Origin of the sequence: Thioalkalivibrio sp. ALJ24, from assembly GCF_000377785.1 — a bacterium.
Lineage (GTDB): Bacteria > Pseudomonadota > Gammaproteobacteria > Ectothiorhodospirales > Ectothiorhodospiraceae > Thioalkalivibrio.
This window is the reverse complement of record NZ_KB898729.1, coordinates 70,349-90,870: the sequence shown is the minus strand read 5'-3', so window position 1 is coordinate 90,870 and position 20,522 is coordinate 70,349. Positions and strand designations below refer to the sequence as shown.

16 protein-coding genes are annotated in these 20,522 nt (G+C 68.2%); 3 read left to right on the top strand and 13 right to left on the bottom strand.

Annotated elements, in window-relative coordinates:
• The first annotated feature begins 45 nt into the window (after positions 1-45).
• Complete coding sequence (locus D571_RS0109105; RefSeq protein ID WP_018936375.1) at positions 46-1,638, top strand: Na/Pi cotransporter family protein; 1,593 nt, start codon at positions 46-48, stop codon at positions 1,636-1,638.
• Here the strand turns inward: D571_RS0109105 and D571_RS0109100 are convergent.
• The 9 genes from D571_RS0109100 to D571_RS0109060 form a co-directional block, all read right to left on the bottom strand.
• Complete coding sequence (locus D571_RS0109100; protein WP_018936374.1) at positions 1,599-3,752, bottom strand: bifunctional diguanylate cyclase/phosphodiesterase; 2,154 nt, start codon at positions 3,750-3,752, stop codon at positions 1,599-1,601. The genes D571_RS0109105 and D571_RS0109100 overlap by 40 nt on opposite strands.
• 37 nt (positions 3,753-3,789) lie before the next feature.
• Entirely contained in the window at positions 3,790-5,811 is a 2,022-nt protein-coding gene (gene asnB, locus D571_RS0109095; protein ID WP_018936373.1) for an asparagine synthase (glutamine-hydrolyzing), read from the bottom strand.
• A 91-nt stretch (positions 5,812-5,902) separates the two neighbouring features.
• Positions 5,903-6,982: an aspartate carbamoyltransferase gene (locus D571_RS0109090; RefSeq protein ID WP_018936372.1), complete on the bottom strand. Its 1,080-nt coding sequence runs from the start codon at positions 6,980-6,982 to the stop codon at positions 5,903-5,905.
• Positions 6,970-7,092 (bottom strand): hypothetical protein, encoded by a 123-nt coding sequence (locus tag D571_RS14580; protein WP_018868948.1) that lies wholly within the window; start codon positions 7,090-7,092, stop codon positions 6,970-6,972. The genes D571_RS0109090 and D571_RS14580 overlap by 13 nt, the downstream gene beginning before the upstream one ends.
• Complete coding sequence (locus tag D571_RS0109080; protein WP_018936371.1) at positions 7,089-8,573, bottom strand: sodium:solute symporter family protein; 1,485 nt, start codon at positions 8,571-8,573, stop codon at positions 7,089-7,091. The genes D571_RS14580 and D571_RS0109080 overlap by 4 nt, the downstream gene beginning before the upstream one ends.
• The gene (locus D571_RS0109075; RefSeq protein ID WP_018936370.1) at positions 8,570-9,310 is read right to left on the bottom strand and encodes a cysteine hydrolase family protein; all 741 of its coding nucleotides are present in this window, start codon (positions 9,308-9,310) and stop codon (positions 8,570-8,572) included. The genes D571_RS0109080 and D571_RS0109075 overlap by 4 nt, the downstream gene beginning before the upstream one ends.
• 31 nt (positions 9,311-9,341) lie before the next feature.
• Entirely contained in the window at positions 9,342-10,583 is a 1,242-nt protein-coding gene (locus D571_RS0109070) for a Zn-dependent hydrolase (protein ID WP_018936369.1), read from the bottom strand.
• A 44-nt stretch (positions 10,584-10,627) separates the two neighbouring features.
• Positions 10,628-11,056: a hypothetical protein gene (locus tag D571_RS0109065; RefSeq protein WP_018936368.1), complete on the bottom strand. Its 429-nt coding sequence runs from the start codon at positions 11,054-11,056 to the stop codon at positions 10,628-10,630.
• Between the two features lie 5 nt (positions 11,057-11,061).
• Positions 11,062-11,577 (bottom strand): MarR family winged helix-turn-helix transcriptional regulator, encoded by a 516-nt coding sequence (locus D571_RS0109060; protein WP_018936367.1) that lies wholly within the window; start codon positions 11,575-11,577, stop codon positions 11,062-11,064.
• Positions 11,578-11,938: 361 nt separating this feature from the next.
• Here D571_RS0109060 and D571_RS0109050 point away from each other — a divergent pair, with 361 nt between their 5' ends.
• Entirely contained in the window at positions 11,939-13,033 is a 1,095-nt protein-coding gene (locus D571_RS0109050) for a porin (RefSeq protein ID WP_018936365.1), read from the top strand.
• A gap of 116 nt (positions 13,034-13,149) precedes the next feature.
• Here the strand turns inward: D571_RS0109050 and D571_RS0109045 are convergent, their stop codons facing one another.
• The 3 genes from D571_RS0109045 to D571_RS0109035 form a co-directional block, all read right to left on the bottom strand.
• On the bottom strand, positions 13,150-15,123 hold the full coding sequence (locus D571_RS0109045) for a M48 family metalloprotease (RefSeq protein ID WP_018936364.1): 1,974 nt from the start codon (positions 15,121-15,123) through the stop codon (positions 13,150-13,152).
• Between the two features lie 109 nt (positions 15,124-15,232).
• Positions 15,233-16,636 carry an AmpG family muropeptide MFS transporter gene (locus D571_RS0109040; protein WP_018936363.1) on the bottom strand — a complete coding sequence of 468 codons (1,404 nt, stop codon included), beginning with the start codon at positions 16,634-16,636 and terminating at the stop codon, positions 15,233-15,235.
• Positions 16,637-16,675: 39 nt separating this feature from the next.
• Positions 16,676-17,449, bottom strand: a complete 774-nt coding sequence (locus D571_RS0109035) for an exodeoxyribonuclease III (RefSeq protein ID WP_255349428.1) — start codon at positions 17,447-17,449, stop codon at positions 16,676-16,678.
• A 111-nt stretch (positions 17,450-17,560) separates the two neighbouring features.
• Between D571_RS0109035 and pyrE the strand changes: the two genes are divergently transcribed.
• Entirely contained in the window at positions 17,561-18,196 is a 636-nt protein-coding gene (gene pyrE / locus D571_RS0109030; protein ID WP_026287742.1) for an orotate phosphoribosyltransferase, read from the top strand.
• 6 nt (positions 18,197-18,202) lie between these two features.
• Here pyrE and uvrD read toward each other — a convergent pair whose 3' ends face one another.
• Complete coding sequence (gene uvrD, locus D571_RS0109025) at positions 18,203-20,398, bottom strand: DNA helicase II (protein ID WP_018936360.1); 2,196 nt, start codon at positions 20,396-20,398, stop codon at positions 18,203-18,205.
• Positions 20,399-20,522 lie beyond the last annotated feature (124 nt).

The following is a 20,522-nucleotide window of genomic DNA, read 5'->3' as shown; positions in this document are numbered from 1 at the left end:
CCCCGATACCCTTGAACCGGGAGCCAACCATCCCGAGGTGCCTTGATGGAAACCATCAATCTCGTCGCCGGCGTCCTGCTGATCCTGTTCGGCCTGCGCTTTCTGCGCAAGGGGTTCGCACGCGTGATGGGCGGCGACCTGATCGACTGGCTGCAGGGGTTCACGCGCACCCGTCCGCGGGCATGGATCGGTGGTATCGCTGGCGGGGTCGTGATGCCGTCGTCGACGGCCGCGGCGCTGCTGTCGGTGCAGATGACCCGGCGCGGGAACGTCGCCTGGGAGAACGTGCTCGCGGTCCTGCTGGGGGCGCAGCTGGGTACGACCGCGCTGATCCAGGTGCTGTCCTTCGACCTGCAGGCGTTTGCCGGCCTGTTCGTGGCCGCGGGCGCGATCCTGTTCCTCTACGTGGAGGCGCCGCGCCCGCGCGGGATCGGGCAGGCCCTGCTGGCCTTCGGTTTCATGCTGCTGGGGATGGGGCTGCTGGGCGATGCCGCGCGCACGCTTGGCAGTGATCCGGCCGTGGTCAATCTGTTCGCCGCGCTGGGTGAACTACCGCTGCTGTTCCTGATCGGGGCCGCATTGCTCACCCTGCTGATGCAGAGCGCGACCGCTTCGATCGCGCTTGCCCTGGCACTGGTGGCCACCGGCCAGGTGGATCTCACCATGCTGCTACTGTGGGTCCTGGGGGCGAACATCGGTCTGGTCCTCACGGTACTGATCGCCGGGTGGGGGGATCTTCAGGGGCGCCGTCTGGGGCTGGCCAGCCTGCTGGTCAAAGGGCCGCTGGTGGTCGTTCTGGCCGCCGTGCTGCTGCATCTCCCGCTGGAATCACCGGAGATCCTCCCCGGTACGCTCCCGCAGCAGGCGGCCTGGGGCCATACGCTGTTCAATCTGGTGGCCAGCGGTGCGATCCTCTTCGCAGCGGTGCTGGGGCATATGGTCCGTTCGCTGGTTCCCGATCCGGTGGCCGCCGAGCCCTCCGCGCCCACCAGCCTCGATCCGCTCCTGCAGCAGAATCCGGCGCTGGCGATCAATGCCGTATTGCGCGAAACGCTCAAGGTCTTCGACCAGCTGCATCTGCTCCGCGACCGGGCGATGCACGCCCTTTCCGAGGGCGATGCGCCGCCGGTCCTGCGACGGGAGATGGACGAACGCCGCTGGCACGTGCTGCAGGCCCGCGACGAGCTGGTGGAGTTCCTGGATGCGATCCCCGACGATGCGCTGGACGAGGAGGATCAGATCCTCAAGGAGACGCTGGACGATCTGATGCGCGAGCTTCCGGTGATCGTGCGCACGCTGGGGCCCGGTCTCTACCACGATGTCGAACGCCTGGTGCGCGACCACCCCGAGGCGGTGGCCTCCGCGCATCCGCTGCTCGAGGAGGCCGCCAACCGGCTCTCCCAGCAGATGAACACCGTGGCGCGGATGCTGATGCGCGAACGTCCCGAGCTGGGCCGCAAGATCCTCGAGCGCAAGCAGGAGAACAGCCGCTGGCTGATCCGGGCGAAGCGCGCCCAGGCCGGTCTGCCCTATCCGGCCTGGGAGGTGCTCGATGGCTTCCAGGAGCTGAATCGCCGCCTGAGTGGCGTGGCGTACGTCTATTCGCGTACCGAGCCCGAGGTGGCAGACGAAGACTGACCACGAGACGGACCGGCGGGCAGTTGATCCGTGAGGCGCTGAAGGGTGGCGGGCAGCTGTTCGGCCGGGACCGGCCGGGAGAACAGGAAGCCCTGGGCCGAGGTGCAGCCGAAGCCGCGCAGGGTGTCGGCCTGCGCCGGGGTTTCCACGCCCTCGGCCAGAACCTCCAGTCCCAGGCGGCGACCGAGGGTGCAGATGGCCTCGGCGATGGCGGCGTCCGATGACGAATTGGGCAGCGATTTCACGAAAATGCGATCCAACTTGAGCGTGTCGAAGGGCAGGTCGCGCAGATACGCCAGCGACGAGTAACCGGTGCCGAAATCGTCCATCGCCAGGCGTACGCCCAGCTCCTGCATGGCCTGCAGGAATCCTGGGGCCTCGCCGCGGCGGTCCATGGCGATGCTTTCGGTGATCTCCGCCTGCAGGCAGTGCGGGGGCAGGCCGCTTTTTTCCAGTGCCCCGGACACCTGGGCGGCGACGGTGCTGCGGCGGATCTGTGCGGGGGAGATGTTGACCGCCACGTGGCCAAAGCCCACGCCATTGTCCCGCCACTCCCGTGCCTGACGGCAGGCCTTCTGCAGGACCTGTTCGCCGAGCGCGGCGATCAGCCCGCTCTGTTCGGCCACCGTAATGAAGCGATCCGGCGAGATCGGGCCGGATTCCGGATGCTGCCAGCGGACCAGGGCCTCCACTCCGATGATCCGGCCGTCAGCGAGGCTGACCTGTGGCTGGTAGTGGAGGACCAGCTCATCGGCGTCGAGCGCCTCGCGCAGCCGCCCGGTCAGCCGCACGCGATCGGTTGCGAGAGTGGTCTGTTCGCGGGAATAGCCCCGCCAGGCGTTGCCGCCGGCGGCCTTGGCTTCGTGCACGGCCGCGGCGGCATTGCGCATCAGCGATTCGACATCGTGGCCATCCCGCGGGCTGCAGGCGATGCCCACGCTGGTGGTCAGGAACAGGGTTTCGCCGTCCAGCTCAAGGGTCTGCGCGACCTGGCGCAGCAGGGCCTCGGCCAGCAGCATCGCGCGTTCCTCTCCATCTACCATGATCGCGAATTCGTCCCCGCCCAGCCGCGCCAGGGTCTCCGTGGGGCGGATCATTGAGTTCAGTCGTTCGCCCATGGCCCGCAGCAGCCGGTCGCCGAACCGGTGACCGAGGCTCTCGTTGACGTGCTTGAAGCCGTCCAGCCCCAGGTGCAGTACGGCCGCCCCGTCGCCCCGTCGGCCCTGCGCCGCCAGCACCTGTTCCAGGCGGGTGCGAAACAGCAGGCGGTTGGGCAGGTCAGTGACCGGGTCGCGGTGGACCAGGCGCTCGATGCGTTCCTGCGAGGCGCGCAGATCGGTGAGGTCGGAGAAGACCGCGACATAGTGGCGGACCCGGCCCTGCGGGTCCCGAACGGCGTTGATGCGGGTCCACTGGGGGTAGACACTGCCGTCACGGCGGCGGTTGACGAGTTCCCCGTTCCACTCGCCGACCGTTTCCAGCTCCTCCCGCATTTCGCGGTAGAAGGCTGCATCCTGCCGCCCGGACTTCAGGAAGCTCGGGGTCCGGCCGAGGACTTCATCCTCCGGATATCCGGTGATCTCGGCAAACGCCCGGTTGACGGCCTCGATGCGCTCGTCCCCGTCGGTAATGAGGACGCCGTCGCTGGTGGCATTGAAGACGGTGGCTTCCAGACGCGCGCGGGCATCGTTGCGTTCGCGCTCGGTACGCAGGGCCTGTTCCACGCGCCGCCGCGCCGAAATGTCGCGCATGACGCCGACCGCATGCCACTCCCCGTCCAGCCACAAGGCCGAGACCGACAGCTCCACGGGTACCCGATAGCCGTCCGCGTGCACCGCCTCCAGTTCATGCACCCGTCCCACCACGGGACCGGTGCCGGTATGTCGAAAATCCTCGTAACCCGCGCGGATCGCGTCCATGTGTTCCGCCGGTGCGAACGTTTCGTGCAGCGGCAGTCCCAGCAGGGTCCGGGGCTCATAACCCAGTACACGCTTCAGCGCGGCGTTGACGTACTCGATCCGCCCGTTGCTGTCGAGCAGGACAAACACCTCCTGAGTGGTGTCCGCGATCGCCTGCAGGCGCAGGGCATGGGTATCCCCGGTGTCTTCGGTCACGGTGTTCCTTCGGGGCCTTCCCGGCCTCCTGGTGAGTTCAGGCGCTCCAGCCGAATTCGCGGGCCTTCTGCGCCGCCAGCGCGGGGATGTCGGTGGCCACGAACTGCTCGTGCAGCACCTGTACCCCGATCATGTGGTTGATCACCGCGTCCAGCTGCACCTGGGTCGCCGCCGGGGTCTCTTCCGACTCGTGGATCTCGAACACCTGACGCACCCCCTCGGGGTCCAGCAGCCCGGCCTCGGCGACCTTGTCCTCCGACAGGTAGCGATCCGCCAGGGCCTTCATCGCCGCCCATTTGGTCGGGTCGGTGTGGGCCGGTGGCGCCATGAACGGGAATTTCTCGCGCTCGTACAGCACCTTGGGCAGCAGGCCCTTCATCGACTCGCGCAGCACGTACTTTTCGTTGCGGCCCTTGATGCGCATGGTCGGCGGCAGATGCGCGGCGAACTCGGCCAGGTGGTGGTCGAGGAACGGCGGGCGCGCCTCCATGGAGTTGGCCATGTCCATGCGGTCGCCGCCCCAGGTCAGGATCTGGCCCTCCAGCATGGTCTTGATCCACACGTACTGGGCCTTGTCCAGTGGATGCCGCCCTTCCAGCATGTCGTCGTCCAGGGCGTCGGCGATGGCCTTGCCCGGCTTGTAGTCCTTCATGCGCTTGCGCCGCTTCGGATGCAGCAGGCCGGGTACGTGCTCGGCGGCCGCCAGCCAGGGCTGCAGGCAGGACGGGGTGAAGCCCATCATGCGGTTGAAGTCGGGGTCGGAGACCTCGTCCTCGGCCAGCATCGCCCCGGAGACCAGTTCGTTGGACTCGTTGAGCATCTGCTGCCAGGCGGCACGGTCGGCCTCCGGCAGGGTGTCCAGCCCGTGCATGAACATGTCGCGGCGAAACGCCGGGTAGCCGCCGAACAGCTCGTCCGAGCCCTCGCCGGTCACCACCACCTTGTAGCCGGCGCGGTTCACGTGCCGGCTCATCAGCAGCTTGGCCACCGCCAGGGTGTTGTAGATGGTGCGCTCGGCGTGCCAGAGCGCCTCCTCGAAGTTGTCGTACAGGTGGTCGGCGTCCAGCGACATGATGTCCTGGTCGGCGCCCACGCTCTCGGCCATCTCGCGGGCGATGGCGGTCTCGTCGTAGTCGTCGTTGTCGAAGCCGATGGTGAAGGCCTTCACCGGCGCCTGCTGGCTGGCCGAGGCCAGGCCCAGGGTGATGCAGGAGTCGATCCCCCCGGAGAGGTAGCAGGCGACCGGCACGTCGGCCTCCAGGCGCAGCTGGGTGGCCTCCATCAGCTTGTCGCGCACCCCCTCGATCCAGTACTCCTCGTCGGTCTCGCTTTCCGGCGGGCGCTCCGAGGCCAGCGGGAAGTCCATGTCCCAGTATTTCTCCTGGCGGATCTTCAGCTTGCCGTGGGCGCGCTCGACGATGACCACGTGGCCGGGCTTGACCTGGTGGATGCCCTCGAAGGCGGTGGTGCCCGGCACCATGGTCTGCATCAGCTGGTGGTACAGGCCGTCGTCGGAGAAGCGCCGCTGCACGTCGGGGTTGGCGAACAGGACCTTCAGTTCGGAGCCGAACACGAAGCTGCCGCCGGCGGTCTCGGTGAAGTACAGCGGCTTGATGCCGAAGCGGTCGCGTGCCAGCACCAGGCGGTCGTGCTTGCGGTCGTACAGCGAGATCGCGAACTCGCCGCGGAAGTACTTCAGCGCATCCTCCAGCCCCTCGCGCTGGTAAAGGTGCATCACCATCTCGGAATCGCTCTTGGTGCGGAACTTCACCCCGCGCGAGGTCAGATCGGTGCGGATGCGCTTGTAGTCGTACAGCTCGCCGTTGACCGCGGTCATGATCTCGCCGTTGCTCATGGTGAACGGCTGGCGCCCGCGGTTCTCGTCGAGGTCGATGATCGACAGCCGCGCGTGACTGAAGCCCACGCCGCGATCATCCTGGATCTTGTAGCCAAAGCCGTCGGGGCCGCGGTGGTACTGGATCGCGGCCATGTTGACTAGGGTCTGTGCATCGACCGGACGTTCCGGGTCGGCGTGAAAGATGCCGCCAATGCCGCACATGGGGGTGTCTCCTTGAGTTATCCATCGGGGGCGAGCGGGGCCGGGTCGCCGCGCCGCTCGCGGTCAGTCAGGCAATCATACAATCGGGGGGTCAGCCCTCCGGGGTGTCCATCACCGCGCTGATCCGGCGCACCACCGTGGTCAGCAGGGCCATGCGCACGAACACCGCCCCGCGCGCCTGGGCGAAGTACCAGTTGTGCGGGGTGTCGTCGAGATCGGTCGACAGCTCCGCGCCGCGCGCCAGCGGATGCATGATGACGGCACCCTCCTTCAGCGGCGACTCGCGGTTCAGGTTCAGGCCCTCGCCCATGGACTCGAAGGTGTCGCCGACCCAGGCGATGGCGTTGATGTAGACGACGTCCAGCTCCGGCAGCACCGGGTCCAGGTCGTTCACCACGCGCAGCTTCAGGCCCGCGCCCTCCAGCAGCTCGCGCTGCTCGGGGTCGAAGTTCTCCTCCTCGCGCGAGATCACCACGATCTCGTCGATCGCCTCGGGGAACAGGCTCAGCATGCTCAGCAGGCTGCGCACCGTGCGCATGCGCGAAGGCACGCCGACGACCCCCAGCTTGATGTGCTTTTCCGGCGGGCAGTCGGGCAGGAACACCTCCGGGCGCCACTTGGCCAGGGTGTACACATCCGCCAGCGCCTGGGTCGGGTGCTCGTCGATCCCGTTGCCGGCGTTGACCAGCGGGATGCGCAGGTTCTCGAGCATGTCGTGCACGGCCTCGCCGTCCGAGGAACGCAGCACCAGCACGTCGCCGTAGTTGTTGAACATCTCCGCGATGTCGGCCAGCGATTCGCCCTTGGCGATGCCGGTGCTCTTCGGATCGGTGATCGACATTACCGATCCCCCGAGCCGGTGCCAGGCGCTCTCGAACGACAGCCGCGTGCGGGTGGACGGCTCGTAGAACGCACTGATCAGGATCTTGCCGGCCAGCGGCAGATGCACCAGCGCCGGCGTGGTCTCGTACTGCGCCGCCAGGCGGAACAGCTGCAGCAGCTCCTCGCGTGTGAACTGCCGGCTGGAGACCACGTGCGAGGCGGCCAGCTTGAGCAGCGGGTCGGGGTTTTCCTCCACCGCCTCCAGCAGGGCGCGCGGGCGATCGGTGCCGGCGGCACCGTCCCGCGGCTTGAGGGTGTTCAGCGGGTCATCGGGATTCACCAGAGGCATCCTCTCTTCCAGTCACGGATGAACAGGGCGATCAGCAGGATCGGGGTCAGGGTCGCGACCGTGGTCGCGATGATCACGATGGTCGCCAGTGCGGTTACCGGGATCGTCATGTCGCCACCTCCGGGGTGTCGCGGCCGGCGGGCGCGTCGTGGTCATCGCGCGCCAGCCGGTCCCAGTCGAACGGCCGCGGGAACAGCCAGGTGCCGGCGACCATCACCACCAGCGAGACCGCCGCGCCTACCAGGGCGGCCACGTACCAGCCGATCATGAAGTAGCTGGCCAGACCCAGCCCGGAGCCCAGCAGCATCGCCCAGGCGGCCGCCTGCGGGTTGGCGCGGCGCCAGTACAGTCCGGCCACGATGGGCCAGATCGCGCTGGCCACGAAGGCGCCGGTGAAATACAGCAGGGCCGCGAGCGAACCGACCACCGGCACCTCGCCGCGATAGCTGGCGGCCAGCCAGGTCAGCAGCCCCAGCAGCACCACGATCACCTTGGTCGCCCGCAGCTGCGCCTCCTGCGAGGCCTGCGGATGGATGTGCCCGCGGTAGATGTCGCGGGTGACCAGGTCCGAAGTGGCGGCGAGCAGCGAGTCGAGGCTGGACGCCAGCGCGGCGAACACCACGATGAAGACCACGATCGCCCCGGTCAGGCCGAGCACCTCGGCGGCCACCAGCGGGCCGACCATGTCCGCCGCCGGCACGTTGATGCCCAGCGCCGGGGTGGCCAGCGCCACGAAGCCGGCCACGATCGGGATCGGCAGCCACAGCAGCCCGCCCAGCAGGTAGGCGCGGAAGCCCACGTTACGGCCGAAGGCGAAGGCGCGCGACCACCACACGTTGGAGTGGAAGATCTCGCCCACCCCGAACAGCAGGTTGTTGAACAGGAACATGATCGCCGCCGGGAACAGCAGGCTCAGCAGTTCCGGACGCTCTTCCATCAGATCGAAATGGATCGCCTCGAAGCCCACCCGGTCGATGGTCATCCAGGCGAGGAAAGCGGCGCCGCCGATGATGATCACCGTCTGGATGAAGTCGGTGCCGATCACCGCGCGCAGCCCGCCCAGCAGGGTGTAGATCACGCACACCGTCAGGATCACGGTCATGCCCACGCGGTAGTCGATCCCGGCCAGGGCGTTGATCAGCACCCCGCCGGCCATCGCCATGGAGATCAGCCAGCCGAAGGCGTAGATCAGGGATACACCGAGGAACACCCGCCAGGTGAAGGTCCCGTAGCGCAGGCGGATGAAATCCCCGGAGGTAAAGCCGTGCGGCATCAGCTCGCGGATGCGCCGCGCCAGCGGGGCGAACAGGATCAGGCCCAGCGCGCCCAGCGAGTAGCCCAGCATGCCCCACACGCCCAGTTCCAGCGCGAGCTGCGGGGCGGTCATGGTGGTGTTGGCGGTGACCCAGGTGGCCATCGCGGTGGCGCTGGCCAGGGCCAGCCCCACGTTGCGCCCGGCCAGCATGTGGTCGGCGGCGGTGTAGTTGCGGCGTCCCAGCCAGGCGCCCAGCGCGACCCACAGAATGCTGAAGGCCGCGAGCAGCCCCCAGGCGACGGAGGTCGGGAGGATGGGCTCCTCGAGGGCGGTCACGACGCCTCCCGCACCTTCGTGATCTCCTGGATCGCCTCGTCCGTGGTCATCACGCGGGCGTAACGGTCCTTGATGGTGGTGATGGTGGCGCGTTGCATCTCGGGGGTCACCGTCGCACAGCAGTCCTCGATGAGCGTCACGTAGAAGCCCAGGTCACAGGCGTCACGCACCGCGGTGGAGACGCATTCGTTGCTGTACACGCCAACGATGAACAGGGCGGAAATCTCCAGGTTCCGCAGGATGTAATGCAGATTGGTCGAGTTGAACACGCCGCTCGCGGTCTTGTCGAGGACGATCTCGTCGCCCTGCGGCGCGACCTGTTCAACGAACTCGGCGTCCTTGCTGCCCGGGCCCGCGTGCAGCCCCAGGCGCTTGTGCCCGGGGCTGCGGTCGCGCCCGTCGCGGGTCAGTGACCGGATGCGGGTGTGGATGACCTCCATCTCCTGGTCGCGGAAGGCATCCTGCAGCCGGCGCACGTTCGGCAGGACGGTCTCCTCCAGGCGGTGAAAATAGTATTCCTGGGCCTCCACCGGGATGCCGGATTCGGCCGAATCCGCGAACACCCCGTGGCCGCGCGCGGCGTCGAGGTACTGCAGGTCGATGCACAGCAGGGCGACATGGTGCTCGCGCAGTTCGCGGCGCAGCACCGGCTTGCTGATCAGGCTCTCCTGGTACTGCTCGCGCAGCGGGTCCAGGGAGTCGTAGTCGGTCAGGCGGGAAACGTTGTCGTCGGCCATGCCGCGGGCTCCTCGATCGGTTGGGGTGGCGCTACTGCGGGGCCGCCAGTGCCAGCGCACTGTGCAGGGCCAGGTTGGCGCCGGTCTCGATGTCCTCCCAGTTTGTCCATTCCGCGGCCGAATGGGAACGCCCCTGCAGGCTGGGCACGAAGATCATCCCGGTGCGGGTGATCGCACTCATGCTCTGGGTGTCGTGCGCCGCGCCGCTGGGCATGGTGATGTATTCCAGCCCCATGCGTTCGGCCTGGCCCTCGATGGTCTGCACGATGCCGGTGTCGCAGCGCACCGGATCGATCTCCGAGAGCACGTCGAACTCGAACATCAGGTCGCGCCGCCGGGCCAGGCTGGAGAGCGTGCGCCGCGCCGCGTGCGCCAGTGCGGTCAGCACCTTCTCGTCGGTGTCGCGCACCTCGAACGAAAAGGTCGCCGTTCCGGGCACGGTGTTCGGCGCCCCCGGCGACAGCTCCACGCGGCCGATGGTCGCGCGCGAGTTGGGGCTGCCGTGTTCCTCCAGCAGGCGGTCGATCTCGCCGCCGAACTCCGCCAGGCCCTGGAACGCGTCGGCGCGCATGTCCATCGGCGTGGTACCCGCGTGGTTGGGCTGGCCCTTCAGCCGCACCTCCCACTTGAACAGCCCGGTGATGGCCTCCACCACCCCCACGCTCAGGCCGCGCCGGTCCAGTACCGGCCCCTGTTCGATGTGGGTCTCGATAAAGGCGTGCAGGGTGTTCGGGTCGCGCCGGGCGACCAGTGCGTCATCCGCGTTCAGGCCCCAGGCCGCCATCGCATCCACCAGCGTCACGCCCTCCAGGTCGCGCGCATGGCTGATGCTTTCCGGGGTCAGTTTGCCGGCCATCGCCTGGGAGCCGAACATCCCGCCGAAGCGTCCTTCCTCGTCGGTGAAGTCGATCACCTCCAGCGGATACTGCAGCTCGATGCCCTGTTCCTGCGTGGTGCGCAGGACCTCGAGTCCGATCAGCACGCCCAGCGCGCCGTCCAGCGGGCCGCCGCCGGGCACCGTATCGAGATGCGAGCCCATCGCCACCACCGGCCGCCGGCCGTCGTACTGCAGGCGGCCGTGCAGGTTGGCCGCCCCGTCCTGCCAGACATCCAGTCCGGCCGCCTCCAGGCGGTGGCGGAACCACTCGCGCCCGGCCCGGTCACCGTCGGAGAACGCGCGGCGGTGCAGGCCGCGGTCGGCATCGCGGCCGATCTGCGCGAGGTCGTTAATGTCCTGCTGCAGGCGCGGCATGTTGATGGTGAAATCGTGCATGAGGGTCTCCGGTTGGCCGGGCACGCAGGCCCGGGGAATGGGAGTCAGCCGCGCGGGCGGCCCCGCAGCAGCGCGAAGATCAGCACCAGGAACACGGCGGCGCCGACGGCGAAGAAACCGAAGGCGCGCGCGAGGCTGTGATGCTCGACCTCGACCGTGATGCGGTCGCTCCAGGCATCCTCGTCGGCGTCGGCGGCGCGCAGACGGAAACGATATTCGCCGTCCGGCAGGCCGCTGATCACGCGGCTGGCGTCGCCGCCCTCGTAGATGACGCGGGCATCGTCGAAGTCGGGGCCGCTGGCACGCTCCAGCACCACCGCCCCGGGGGCTTCCCAGTGCAGGGTGAAGCCGCCATCGGCGGAGTGCTCGGGCGGATCGTCAAAGCGGGGCTCGGCCAGGGCCGGGCCGGCCAGCAGGACGAGCGCCAGTACCAGCAGCAGGAAGCGGACGGGGTGGACGGCGAGCCGGAGCATGCCGCTCAGGCCCCGCCCTCGAAGGGCTTGAGACCGGCGCGCTGCTCGGTGGACTGCATGGTTTCCACCAGCAGGGCCAGGTTGTGGTCGAGTTCGGCCAGTTCCTCGGGGGGCATCGCCTCCAGCGCCCGATTGAGCTCGCCCTGGGGGGCCGCCGGGGCGCGTTCCAGCAGTTCCTGGCCGGCCGCAGTCACGTACAGGCGCACGATGCGCTGGTCGCGCTCCGGACGGCGGCGCTCGATCAGCCCCTGCTGCTCCAGCTTGTCCAGCAGGTTGGAGGTGGTGGAGGCATGCACCGACAGCCGCCGGGACAGGTCGCTCACGTTCAGGCCGGGCGTACGCTGCAGTTCCCACAGCGCCCACAGCTGGGACGCGCTGATCCCGCAGGCCCGTTCCACCGAACGAGAGTGGCCCTGCAGCGCGCGAATGATCACCCGCAGCTGGCGGATCACCGAGCGGGAGGGTTCTTCACCACCGGTCGGGGCTTCAGATTGTTTCCGGGTGGCGCTGGGGGACGACATGCGTTTTCCGATGGTGGCTGAATCGAGGCATTATTTTTGCGCAAAAATATTCCTGGCGCAATCCGAAGGTTTCAGGGCTGTGACCGCACCATGTCGCCGTGCGTTCGCGCTACCCGTTGCCGGTGCCGGTCCCCGGGCGGCGAGTACCCCTGTGTGTCGCGTGGAATACACAGAATCTGCACATGTGTGTGGGCCCTTTACAACGAATTAGTCTTCGTTTATATAAGCACTCTGGTGTGCAGTGGAATCGATCGTCCGCGATGTTCCGCGCGCAGCAGTTGCAGATGGCGCACACCTGCCGGGCGGCCCCGTCGGTCCCGGCCCCTGACGAGTTTCCCGAAGACAGCGCGAGGACAGACAGATGATGAACAGGAAGATGCTTGCCGCGGCAGTCGCCGCGACCCTGGCCGCCCCCGGCATGGCGATGGCCCAGGAAGAAGGCGCCGGCCCGATCGACTGGGATTTCTACGGCTCCCTGCGGATCCAGTACGAAGCCGCCGATCCGGAAGGCGAAAGCAGCTACGATGGCTTCCGTGACGCCTACTCGCGGGTGGGCTTTACCGCCGACATGCCCCTGAACGACGGCCTGGGTGCTTTTGCCCAGCTCGAGATGCCGCTGGACCTGGCCAATGGCCGTGTGCAGGATCCCTTTGCGGGTGATCGTTCCAACGATGATGGTGAGGACATCCGCATCGCCAAGATCGGTCTCGAATCCGATGTGGCCGGCACCTTCGCCTATGGCCGTGACTGGATGCCGTACTACAACGCGATCGCGTTCCCGGTCGACATGTTCAGCTCCTTCCAGTCGGGCTTCGCGACCTACACCACGTTCCGCGAAAGCGACACCCTGTTCTACTACTCCCCCGACTTCAACGGCTTTTCCTTTGGCGCCGCCTACAGCGCGAATTCGGGAGCGTGCGATGATGCATTTGATGATGATGGGAATTGTCTCGGTAGCGATGACGACCGCTACCAGCTGACCGGGTCCTACACGATCGAGGACACCACCTTCGCGATCGGTATCGACGACATTCGCGGTGATAATAACGAGCGTCTGTACGGCTTTTCCGCGATGCACACCATGGGCGACCTGTCGCTGTCCGCGAAGGTCGAGTACTACGATTCCGACATCGATGACGGCTACGGCGAAGATGGTGACATCGCCGCGAATGTCTACGCCGCCTATGACTGGGGTCAGCACACCTTCAAGGGCATGGTGGCCAACGTCGACAACTACGGTGAGGACGTATTCCACCTGGGCTACGACTTCCACTTCAACGACGCCCTGATGTTCTTCGCCGAGTACTACTACGAGGAAGAGGGCACGGGCGCCATCCCGGTGGAGCGTGCGCGTGATACCGGCGGTGATCCTGTCGGCTTTGGACCGGTGGATGATGATGAAGACCCCACGGGATCCAACAACGTCTTCATGGTCGGCATGCACTACAGCTTCTGATCTCGCGCACTGCGCGAGTCTCAGCCAGCGGCTGTAACGGGAAGGCCCGCATCGCGAGATGCGGGCCTTCTTTCGTTGGGGTGGATGCCCGGCGGAGCGGCGGGGCCCGAAATCCTTCAATGGCCGGCGTCGAACAGTTCGCCGGCATCCGGCAGCGGCACGTTCAGGTGCAGCGAGGCGGCCATCATGCGTACCAGCTCGCGCTGTTCCGCGGTGGGGTCGCCGCGCTGCTGAATGGTATCGTCCATGGCCTGAAGCAGCCGCTCGCGGTCATTGCGCGGCATTCGGGCGAGGCGCTCCAGCGCGCGGTCGAGGATGCGTGCCCAGGCCGCGGACTGGCTGGCCTGACGCAGTTCCTCGGGGATGGGGGCGCTGAACGGCAGGCTGCCGGTGAAGCGGCCCAGGCCGGCGATCAGTGCGGCCTCCGCCGCCTCCGGGTCATCCGGGTGGCCGTGCAGCGCGAGGGTCGCCAGCAGATAGCGAGCCGCGTTGTCGCGGTGGCGTGCGTCCTTCTCCGCGGGGGCGGCCTTGCGGCGCTGCGCCCTGTCGTTCCGGCGGGCATGGCGCCCGTCGAGGTGTTCGACCAGCATGCGTCCCAGGGCATATTCGGTGGGTGACAGGCGCCCGTCGGCATGGATCAGGCGATTGACGAGCCCGGCCAGCGCCCGCTGCTCGTCGCGCCCCAGCCGGGCAAGGGCGGGAAAGGCCATCTCGATCAGCGGCAGGCGGTGCTCGGGTGCTGGCGCCGGGATCATCGCGCCGAGCTGGCGTACCCGCTGTTCGCTGTCGGCACCGCGGGTCTCCAGGATCATCAGCAGCTGATCCTCGCGCACCTCGGGGTCGGGGTGCAGGATCAGGTAGAGCGCCAGTTCGGCGACCCAGTGGGGATTGCGGGCGGACCGCGCCAGCTCGCCCGGCAGAGCGGCCAGCAGGGCGGCGGCCATGCCACCGGGGAGCGCCGCGAAGGCGTTGCCGAGGGGGCCGTTGCGCTCCTCCTCCTCCCGTTTCTGTTCGGCGGCTTCCTGCTCGCGGCGCCGGCGCTCGCGGTCGGTCACCGCACGTCGCACACGGTCGGTGGTCTCGCGGCCCAGGCGTTCCAGAGCCTCCTCGTCGAGCGGCTGTCCCAGTCGCTCCAGGCGTTGCTTCAGCGGTGGATGGGTGGCCAGCAGCTGATCGATGGCGCCGTTGGCGAACAGCATGTGTCCGACCATCGCCGGGCTGGCGTTGAGCCCGGCGTAGCGCGCGGCCACCTTGCGCAGTGCACCGGCCATGCCATCCGCGTTGCGGGTGAACTGTACCGCGTGGGCGTCCGCCCGGTGCTCCTGTTCGCGCGCAATGGCCGCGCGGATCAGGCGCCCGCCGAGCAGGCCAACCGCACCGGCGGCCACCAGCGCGAAGTTGAACCAGATCGGCCCACGTTTGTGGTCCTCGGTGTTGCGTGCGCGGCGCCCGGGCAGCATGCCCAGGCCCAGCAGCGCGATCATCTCGATGCCAAAGAGGATGCCGACCAGCTGGGTATTCAGGCGCATGTCGCCGGCCCGGATATGGCCGAACTCGTGCGCGACCACCGCTTTCAGTTCCTGCCGGTCGAGGCTCTCGATCGCCCCGCGTGTCACCGCGATGGCCGCGTCATGCGGGGTGAAGCCGGCGGCGAAGGCGTTGATGCCCAGCTCGCGTTCCAGCACGAAGATCGCCGGAACCGGCAGCCCGGAGGCGATCGCCATCTCCTCGACGATGTTGCGCAGCCGCCGGTTCTTCGGATCCTCGGGCTCGGCGTCCACCGGATCGCCGCCCATCTCGTGCGCGATGCCGCGCCCGCCGCCGGCGCGGCGCAGCTGATACAGGCGCCACAGGCTGGCCGCGGCGATGACCAGCATCGCCAGGCCAGTGGTCCAGAACAGGAAAACACGGTGCTCCGCGAGCATCTCGGCCGTGGGCAAGAGCTGCTGCAGCTCGTGCCAAGGTTCGACCAGGGTGTACAGCAGCAGGAGATTGAGCAGTGCCACCATCAGCACCACCACCAGCACGAACAGCCCCAGCAGCAGCGTCAGCCGCCGGCGTGCCCGGTCCTGGTATTCGAAGAAGCGCATTCCGTCGCCGCCCCCGTTGCTCTCCCCGTTACCCCGTATACAACCGGGTTTCGGGTGCGGGGGCAAGGCCGCCGCCGGTTTTCTGCGCCGGGTGCCCGGTGCGGGTCGGCTATTCGGTCCGTTCGGCGGCCTCTTCCCGCCCGGGCTGCCGCATGCGGTCGGGGTTGGCGACGCGTGCGATCCACAGCGCCAGCAGGACCGCGGGGATGCCGATCACCGCCGAGCTGACGAAGAACCAGAACCAGCCCATGAACTCGGCCATGACCCCGGTGAAGCCGGCGAGGAACTGCCCCGGCAGGGTCATCAGCGAACTGAACAGGGCGTACTGGGTCGCGGTGTAGGCGCTGTTGGTGAGGCTGGAGAGATAGGCGATGAACACCGAGATCGCCATGCCACCGGTGATGTTGTCGGCCATGATCGCGAATACCAGCCCGTAGATCTCCGGACCCAGCAGGGCCAGCCAGGAGAACGTCAGGTTGGTGATCGGCGCCAGCAGCGCGGTGGCGATCAGCATGCGCATGATGCCGAAGCGTGCGACCAGCAGCCCGCCGACAGCGGCCCCGCCCAGGGTCATCGCCAGGCCGAAGGCCGCGGCGATATTGGCGATCTGGTCCTTGCTGAAGCCAAGATCCAGGTAGAACGGGTTGGCCATCACCCCCATGAAGATGTCGCTGATGCGGAAGATCGCGATGAACGCGATGAGCAGCAGGGCGATCCTGCCGAAGCGCTTCCAGAATTCCACGAACGGACAGATGAAGGCGCCGATGAACCAGGCCTTGAAGGCGCGCCAGTAGCCGGTGTCCGAGGTGTTGTTGATGTAGTCGAGCACGCGCTGCTCGATCTGCGCGGTCCTGCGGTCGCGCTCGGCCACCTCGGGCTCGCGCACGATCAGGGTGCAGATCACGCCCACCAGCATGAGTGCGGCCATGGTGCCGTAGGCCAGGCCCCAGGTCCCCACCGCGGCGATGTGCAGTGCCCCGGCCCCGGCGGTCAGCAGGGCCACCCGGTAGCCGGTCACGTAGGCCGCGGCCATCGCCCCCTGGCGTTCCTTGCTCACCGCCTCGATGCGGTAGGCATCGATGGCGATGTCCTGAGTCGCGGCCGCGAACGCCGTGATCACCGCCCAAACCGCGACCAGCCACAGCTGCTCGGTGGGGTCGGTCAGCGCGATGCCCGTGAGCGAGATGATGATCAGGGCCTGCGCCAGCAGCATCCACGCGCGGCGCCGGCCGAACAGCCGGGTCAGCAGCGGCAGCGGCATGCGATCCACGATCGGCGCCCACAGCACCTTGATGCTGTAGGCCATGCCCACCCAGCTGAGAAAGCCGATCGACGACAGCTCCACCCCGAGGTCGCGCAGCCAGGCGGTGAAGGTCCCGCCGGTCAGCAGCAGCGGCAGCCCGGCGGCGAAGCCGAGGAACAGCATGCCGATGACACGCGGGTGGCGGTACACCGCCAGAGCCGCGCGCCAGTCACGGCGGGGTGCGGCCTGCGCGTCGTCGGTGGCGCTCATCGAAGGGGCATGGGCCGGGCGGCGAGCCCGGTGCGGCTGTCAGGGCGCGTAGTCATAGTCGATCCAGAACGGCGCGTGATCGGAGAAGCGCTGCTCGGTATAGATGAACGGGTCGCGCGCGGTGGCGGCGATGCCCGGCGTGGCGATCTGGTAGTCGATGCGCCAGCCCACGTTCTTCGCCCAGGCCTGGCCGCGGTTGGACCACCAGGTGTACTGCCCGGGGCGGTCGTCCAGCCGGCGGAAGACGTCCACCATGCCGATCTCGTCGAACAGGTGGTCCAGCCACGCCCGTTCCTCGGGCAGAAAGCCGGAGTTCTTGCGGTTGGAACGGTAGTTGGTCAGGTCGATCTCCTTGTGCGCGATGTTCCAGTCGCCGCAGATCACCCATTCGCGCCCGTCCTGCATGCGCTCGGCCAGCCACGGGCGGAAGAAATCGAGGAAGCGCCATTTCGAATCCTGACGGTGGTCGCCCGAGGAACCGGACGGCAGGTACAGCGACACCACCGACAGGTTGCCGAAGCGCATCTCCACGTAGCGCCCCTCGTTGTCCGCCTCCTCGAAGCCCAGCCGGGTGATGACCTCGTCCGGCTGCATCCGGCTGTACATGGCCACGCCACTGTAGCCGGGTTTCACCGCGTCCACGTAGGCGCTGTGATAGCCCGGCGGGTGGAAGGGCTCGCCCTGGATCTGGTGGATCTGGGCCTTGGTCTCCTGGATGCAGACCACATCGGCTTCGGTGGCGGGCAGCCAGTCGAAGAAGCCCTTGCGGGCGGCGGCACGGATGCCGTTGGCGTTCATGGACATTATGCGCATGGCGCGCAACGATACCCGCGGACACCGTCGGCGAAAAGACCCGCCCGGACGCTGTGTCAGAATAGAGACCTTTCACCCGGAATCGACCCCGGAATGGACCACGGAGCCGTCATGACCGCCCATGCCTTCCTCGAATACGCCCTGCAGCGCGACGTCCTGCGTTTCGGCGAGTTCACGCTGAAATCGGGCCGCGCCAGCCCCTATTTCTTCAACGCCGGGCTGTTCAATCGCGGCTCCGATCTGGCCCGTCTGGGCGAGTTCTATGCGCAGGCGATCGTGGATTCCGGGATCGACTTCGACCTGATCTTCGGCCCGGCCTACAAGGGCATCCCGCTGGCCGCGGCCGTGGCCGAGGCGCTGTACCGCGACCACGACATGGACCGCCCCTGGGCCTTCAACCGCAAGGAGGCCAAGGACCACGGCGAGGGCGGCAATATCGTGGGCGCCCCGCTGGAGGGTCGCGTGCTGATCGTGGACGACGTGATCACCGCCGGGACCGCCATCCGCGAATCGGTGGACATCATCCGCGCCGCCGGCGCCGCGCCGGTGGGCGTGGCCATCGCCCTGGACCGCGAGGAGCGCGGCGCGCGCGAGCGCTCGGCTATCCAGGAAGTGGAGAGTGATCTGGGCATGCAGGTGGTGCGCGTGGCGCGGCTGACCGATCTGGTCACCCTGCTGGAGCAGACCGGCCGCGCGCCGGAACACCTCGAGGCCCTGCGCGCCTACCGCGCCGAATACGGCGTCTGAGCCGGGTCAGGCCAGCACGTCCAGCTTGGCGAAGCCGACCACCAGCCACTTGGCGCCGGCGTCGGCGAAGTTGACCTGCACCCGGGCCGAGGATCCCGAGCCCTCGAAGGCCGTGACCAGCCCCTCGCCGAAGCGCGCGTGGTGCACCCGGGTGCCGATCGCCAGGCCCTCCTCGCGGGCCGATTCCGCCTGCGCGTCCATGCCGGCCGTGCGCCGGCGCGCGGCGGCGAAGCGCCCGGAGGCGTAGGGCGAGGACTGCGGGCGCAGCACCTCGAGCATGTCTTCCGGGATCTCGTTGAGAAAGCGCGAGGCCGGGTTGGAGGCCTCGCGGCCGTACAGCCGGCGGGTCTCGGCGTGGGTCAGGTACAGCTGGCGTTCCGCGCGGGTCATGCCCACGTAGGCCAGACGGCGCTCTTCCTCCAGGCGCCCGGGCTCGTCCACCGAGCGGGCGTTGGGAAACAGTCCGTCCTCCAGCCCGGTCAGGAACACCAGCGGGAACTCCAGGCCCTTGGCCGAGTGCAGGGTCATCATCTGGATCGCGTCGTCGTCGGGGTCCGCCGACCCCTCGCCCGACTCCAGCGCGGCGTGCGACAGGAAATCGGTCAGGCGGTCGCCGGTGGTTTCCTCCTCGCGGATCTCCTCCATGTCGAAGGCCCGCGCCGCACCCACCAGCTCGTCGAGGTTCTCCAGGCGTGCCTCGCCGCGTTCGCCCTTCTCCTTCGCGTAGTGCTCGCGCAGCCCGGACAGGGCGATGGCCTGCTCGACCTGCTCGGCCAGCGGCTGGCCGGTCAGGGCCTCGCGGATCTGTTCGATCAGCTGCAGAAAACCCGCCACCGCGTTGCGCGCGCGTCCGGGCAGCGCGTTCGCCTGCACCGCCCGCTGCGCCGCGCGCAGCAACGAGATGTCCTGTTCCGCGGCCACCGCGCGCAGGTCGTCCAGGGTCTTCTCGCCGATCCCGCGCGGCGGCTGGTTGACCGCGCGCAGGAAGGCCGGGTCGTCGTCGCTGTTGCCGGCCAGGCGCAGATAGGCCAGCGCGTCGCGGATCTCCTGGCGCTCGAAGAAGCGCAGCCCGCCGTACACCCGGTACGGCAGGCGCCGCGCGATGAAGGTCTCTTCCAGCACGCGCGACTGCGCGTTGGAGCGGTACAGCACCGCACATTCGCGGTGCTGGCCGCCGTCCTCGATGTGCCGGGCGATGGTCTCGGCGATAAAGCGCGCCTCTTCCTGCTCGTTCAGCGCGGTGTACAGCCGCACCGGCGCGCCCTCGAGGTCCTCGGTCCAAAGCTCCTTGCCCAGACGGCCGCTGTTGTGGCGGATCAGCGCATTGGCGGCGTTGAGGATGCTGGCGGTGGAGCGGTAGTTCTGTTCCAGCCGCACCACCTGCGTGCCGGGGTAGTCCTTCTGGAAGTGCTGGATGTTCTCGATCTTCGCCCCGCGCCAGCCGTAGATCGACTGGTCGTCGTCGCCCACCGCGAAGACCGGGCTGCCGCCGGCGATCAGCCGCAGCCAGGCGTACTGGATGTCGTTGGTGTCCTGGAACTCGTCCACCAGCACGTGGCGAAAGCGCGTGCGGTAGTGTTCCAGCAGCCCCGGGTTGTCGCGCAGCAGTTCCAGCGAGCGCAGCAGCAGCTCGGCGAAGTCCACCACCCCGGCGCGTTCGCAGGCCTGCTGATACGCGGTGTAGATACGCACCCACTGCCGCGCGATCGGGTCGCCGGTGTCCGGCAGGTGTTCCGGGCGCGAGCCCTCGTCCTTGCGCGCGTTGATGTAGCCCTGGGCCTGCTTCGGTGGCCAGTGCGATTCCTCCAGCTCCAGCCCGCGCAGCACGCGCTTGACCATGCGCAGCTGGTCGTCGGAATCCAGGATCTGGAAGCTCTGCGGCAGCGCGGCCTCCTGCCAGTGCTGGCGCAGCAGGCGGTGGGCCAGACCGTGGAAGGTGCCCACCCACAGCCCGCTGGCCGGATAGTCCAGCAGTTCCTCGATGCGCCCGCGCATCTCGCTGGCGGCCTTGTTGGTGAAGGTCACCGCCAGCAGCCCGTGCGGGGCGATGTTCTCCACGCCGATCAGCCACGCGATGCGGTGGACCAGCACGCGGGTCTTGCCGGAGCCGGCACCGGCCAGCACCAGAACGGGTTGCGACGGCGCGGCCACCGCCTCGCGCTGCGCCGGGTTCAGACCATCGAGAAGGGGTGAGACATCCATGCGCGCATGGTAGCAAACGCGGTACAGTCGGGGTCTGCGGGACCGCCAGCCGCGGGGTCGTCCCGCACCGGGTGCATCTACGCCCCGCAGATCGACCCGCGGCCCCCGGGGGCGCATCAGGAAA

What these genes read in the sequence shown, in the direction of transcription:
- D571_RS0109105 (WP_018936375.1), top strand. Translation starts at nt 46, where the DNA reads ATGGAAACCATCAATCTCGTCGCCGGCGTCCTGCTGATCCTGTTCGGC.
- asnB (WP_018936373.1), bottom strand. Translation starts at nt 5,811, where the DNA reads ATGTGCGGCATTGGCGGCATCTTTCACGCCGACCCGGAACGTCCGGTC.
- D571_RS0109090 (WP_018936372.1), bottom strand. Translation starts at nt 6,982, where the DNA reads ATGCCTCTGGTGAATCCCGATGACCCGCTGAACACCCTCAAGCCGCGG.
- D571_RS14580 (WP_018868948.1), bottom strand. Translation starts at nt 7,092, where the DNA reads ATGACGATCCCGGTAACCGCACTGGCGACCATCGTGATCATCGCGACC.
- D571_RS0109075 (WP_018936370.1), bottom strand. Translation starts at nt 9,310, where the DNA reads ATGGCCGACGACAACGTTTCCCGCCTGACCGACTACGACTCCCTGGAC.
- D571_RS0109070 (WP_018936369.1), bottom strand. Translation starts at nt 10,583, where the DNA reads ATGCACGATTTCACCATCAACATGCCGCGCCTGCAGCAGGACATTAAC.
- D571_RS0109065 (WP_018936368.1), bottom strand. Translation starts at nt 11,056, where the DNA reads ATGCTCCGGCTCGCCGTCCACCCCGTCCGCTTCCTGCTGCTGGTACTG.
- D571_RS0109060 (WP_018936367.1), bottom strand. Translation starts at nt 11,577, where the DNA reads ATGTCGTCCCCCAGCGCCACCCGGAAACAATCTGAAGCCCCGACCGGT.
- D571_RS0109050 (WP_018936365.1), top strand. Translation starts at nt 11,939, where the DNA reads ATGATGAACAGGAAGATGCTTGCCGCGGCAGTCGCCGCGACCCTGGCC.
- D571_RS0109045 (WP_018936364.1), bottom strand. Translation starts at nt 15,123, where the DNA reads ATGCGCTTCTTCGAATACCAGGACCGGGCACGCCGGCGGCTGACGCTG.
- D571_RS0109040 (WP_018936363.1), bottom strand. Translation starts at nt 16,636, where the DNA reads ATGAGCGCCACCGACGACGCGCAGGCCGCACCCCGCCGTGACTGGCGC.
- D571_RS0109035 (WP_255349428.1), bottom strand. Translation starts at nt 17,449, where the DNA reads ATGCGCATAATGTCCATGAACGCCAACGGCATCCGTGCCGCCGCCCGC.
- pyrE (WP_026287742.1), top strand. Translation starts at nt 17,561, where the DNA reads ATGACCGCCCATGCCTTCCTCGAATACGCCCTGCAGCGCGACGTCCTG.
- uvrD (WP_018936360.1), bottom strand. Translation starts at nt 20,398, where the DNA reads ATGGATGTCTCACCCCTTCTCGATGGTCTGAACCCGGCGCAGCGCGAG.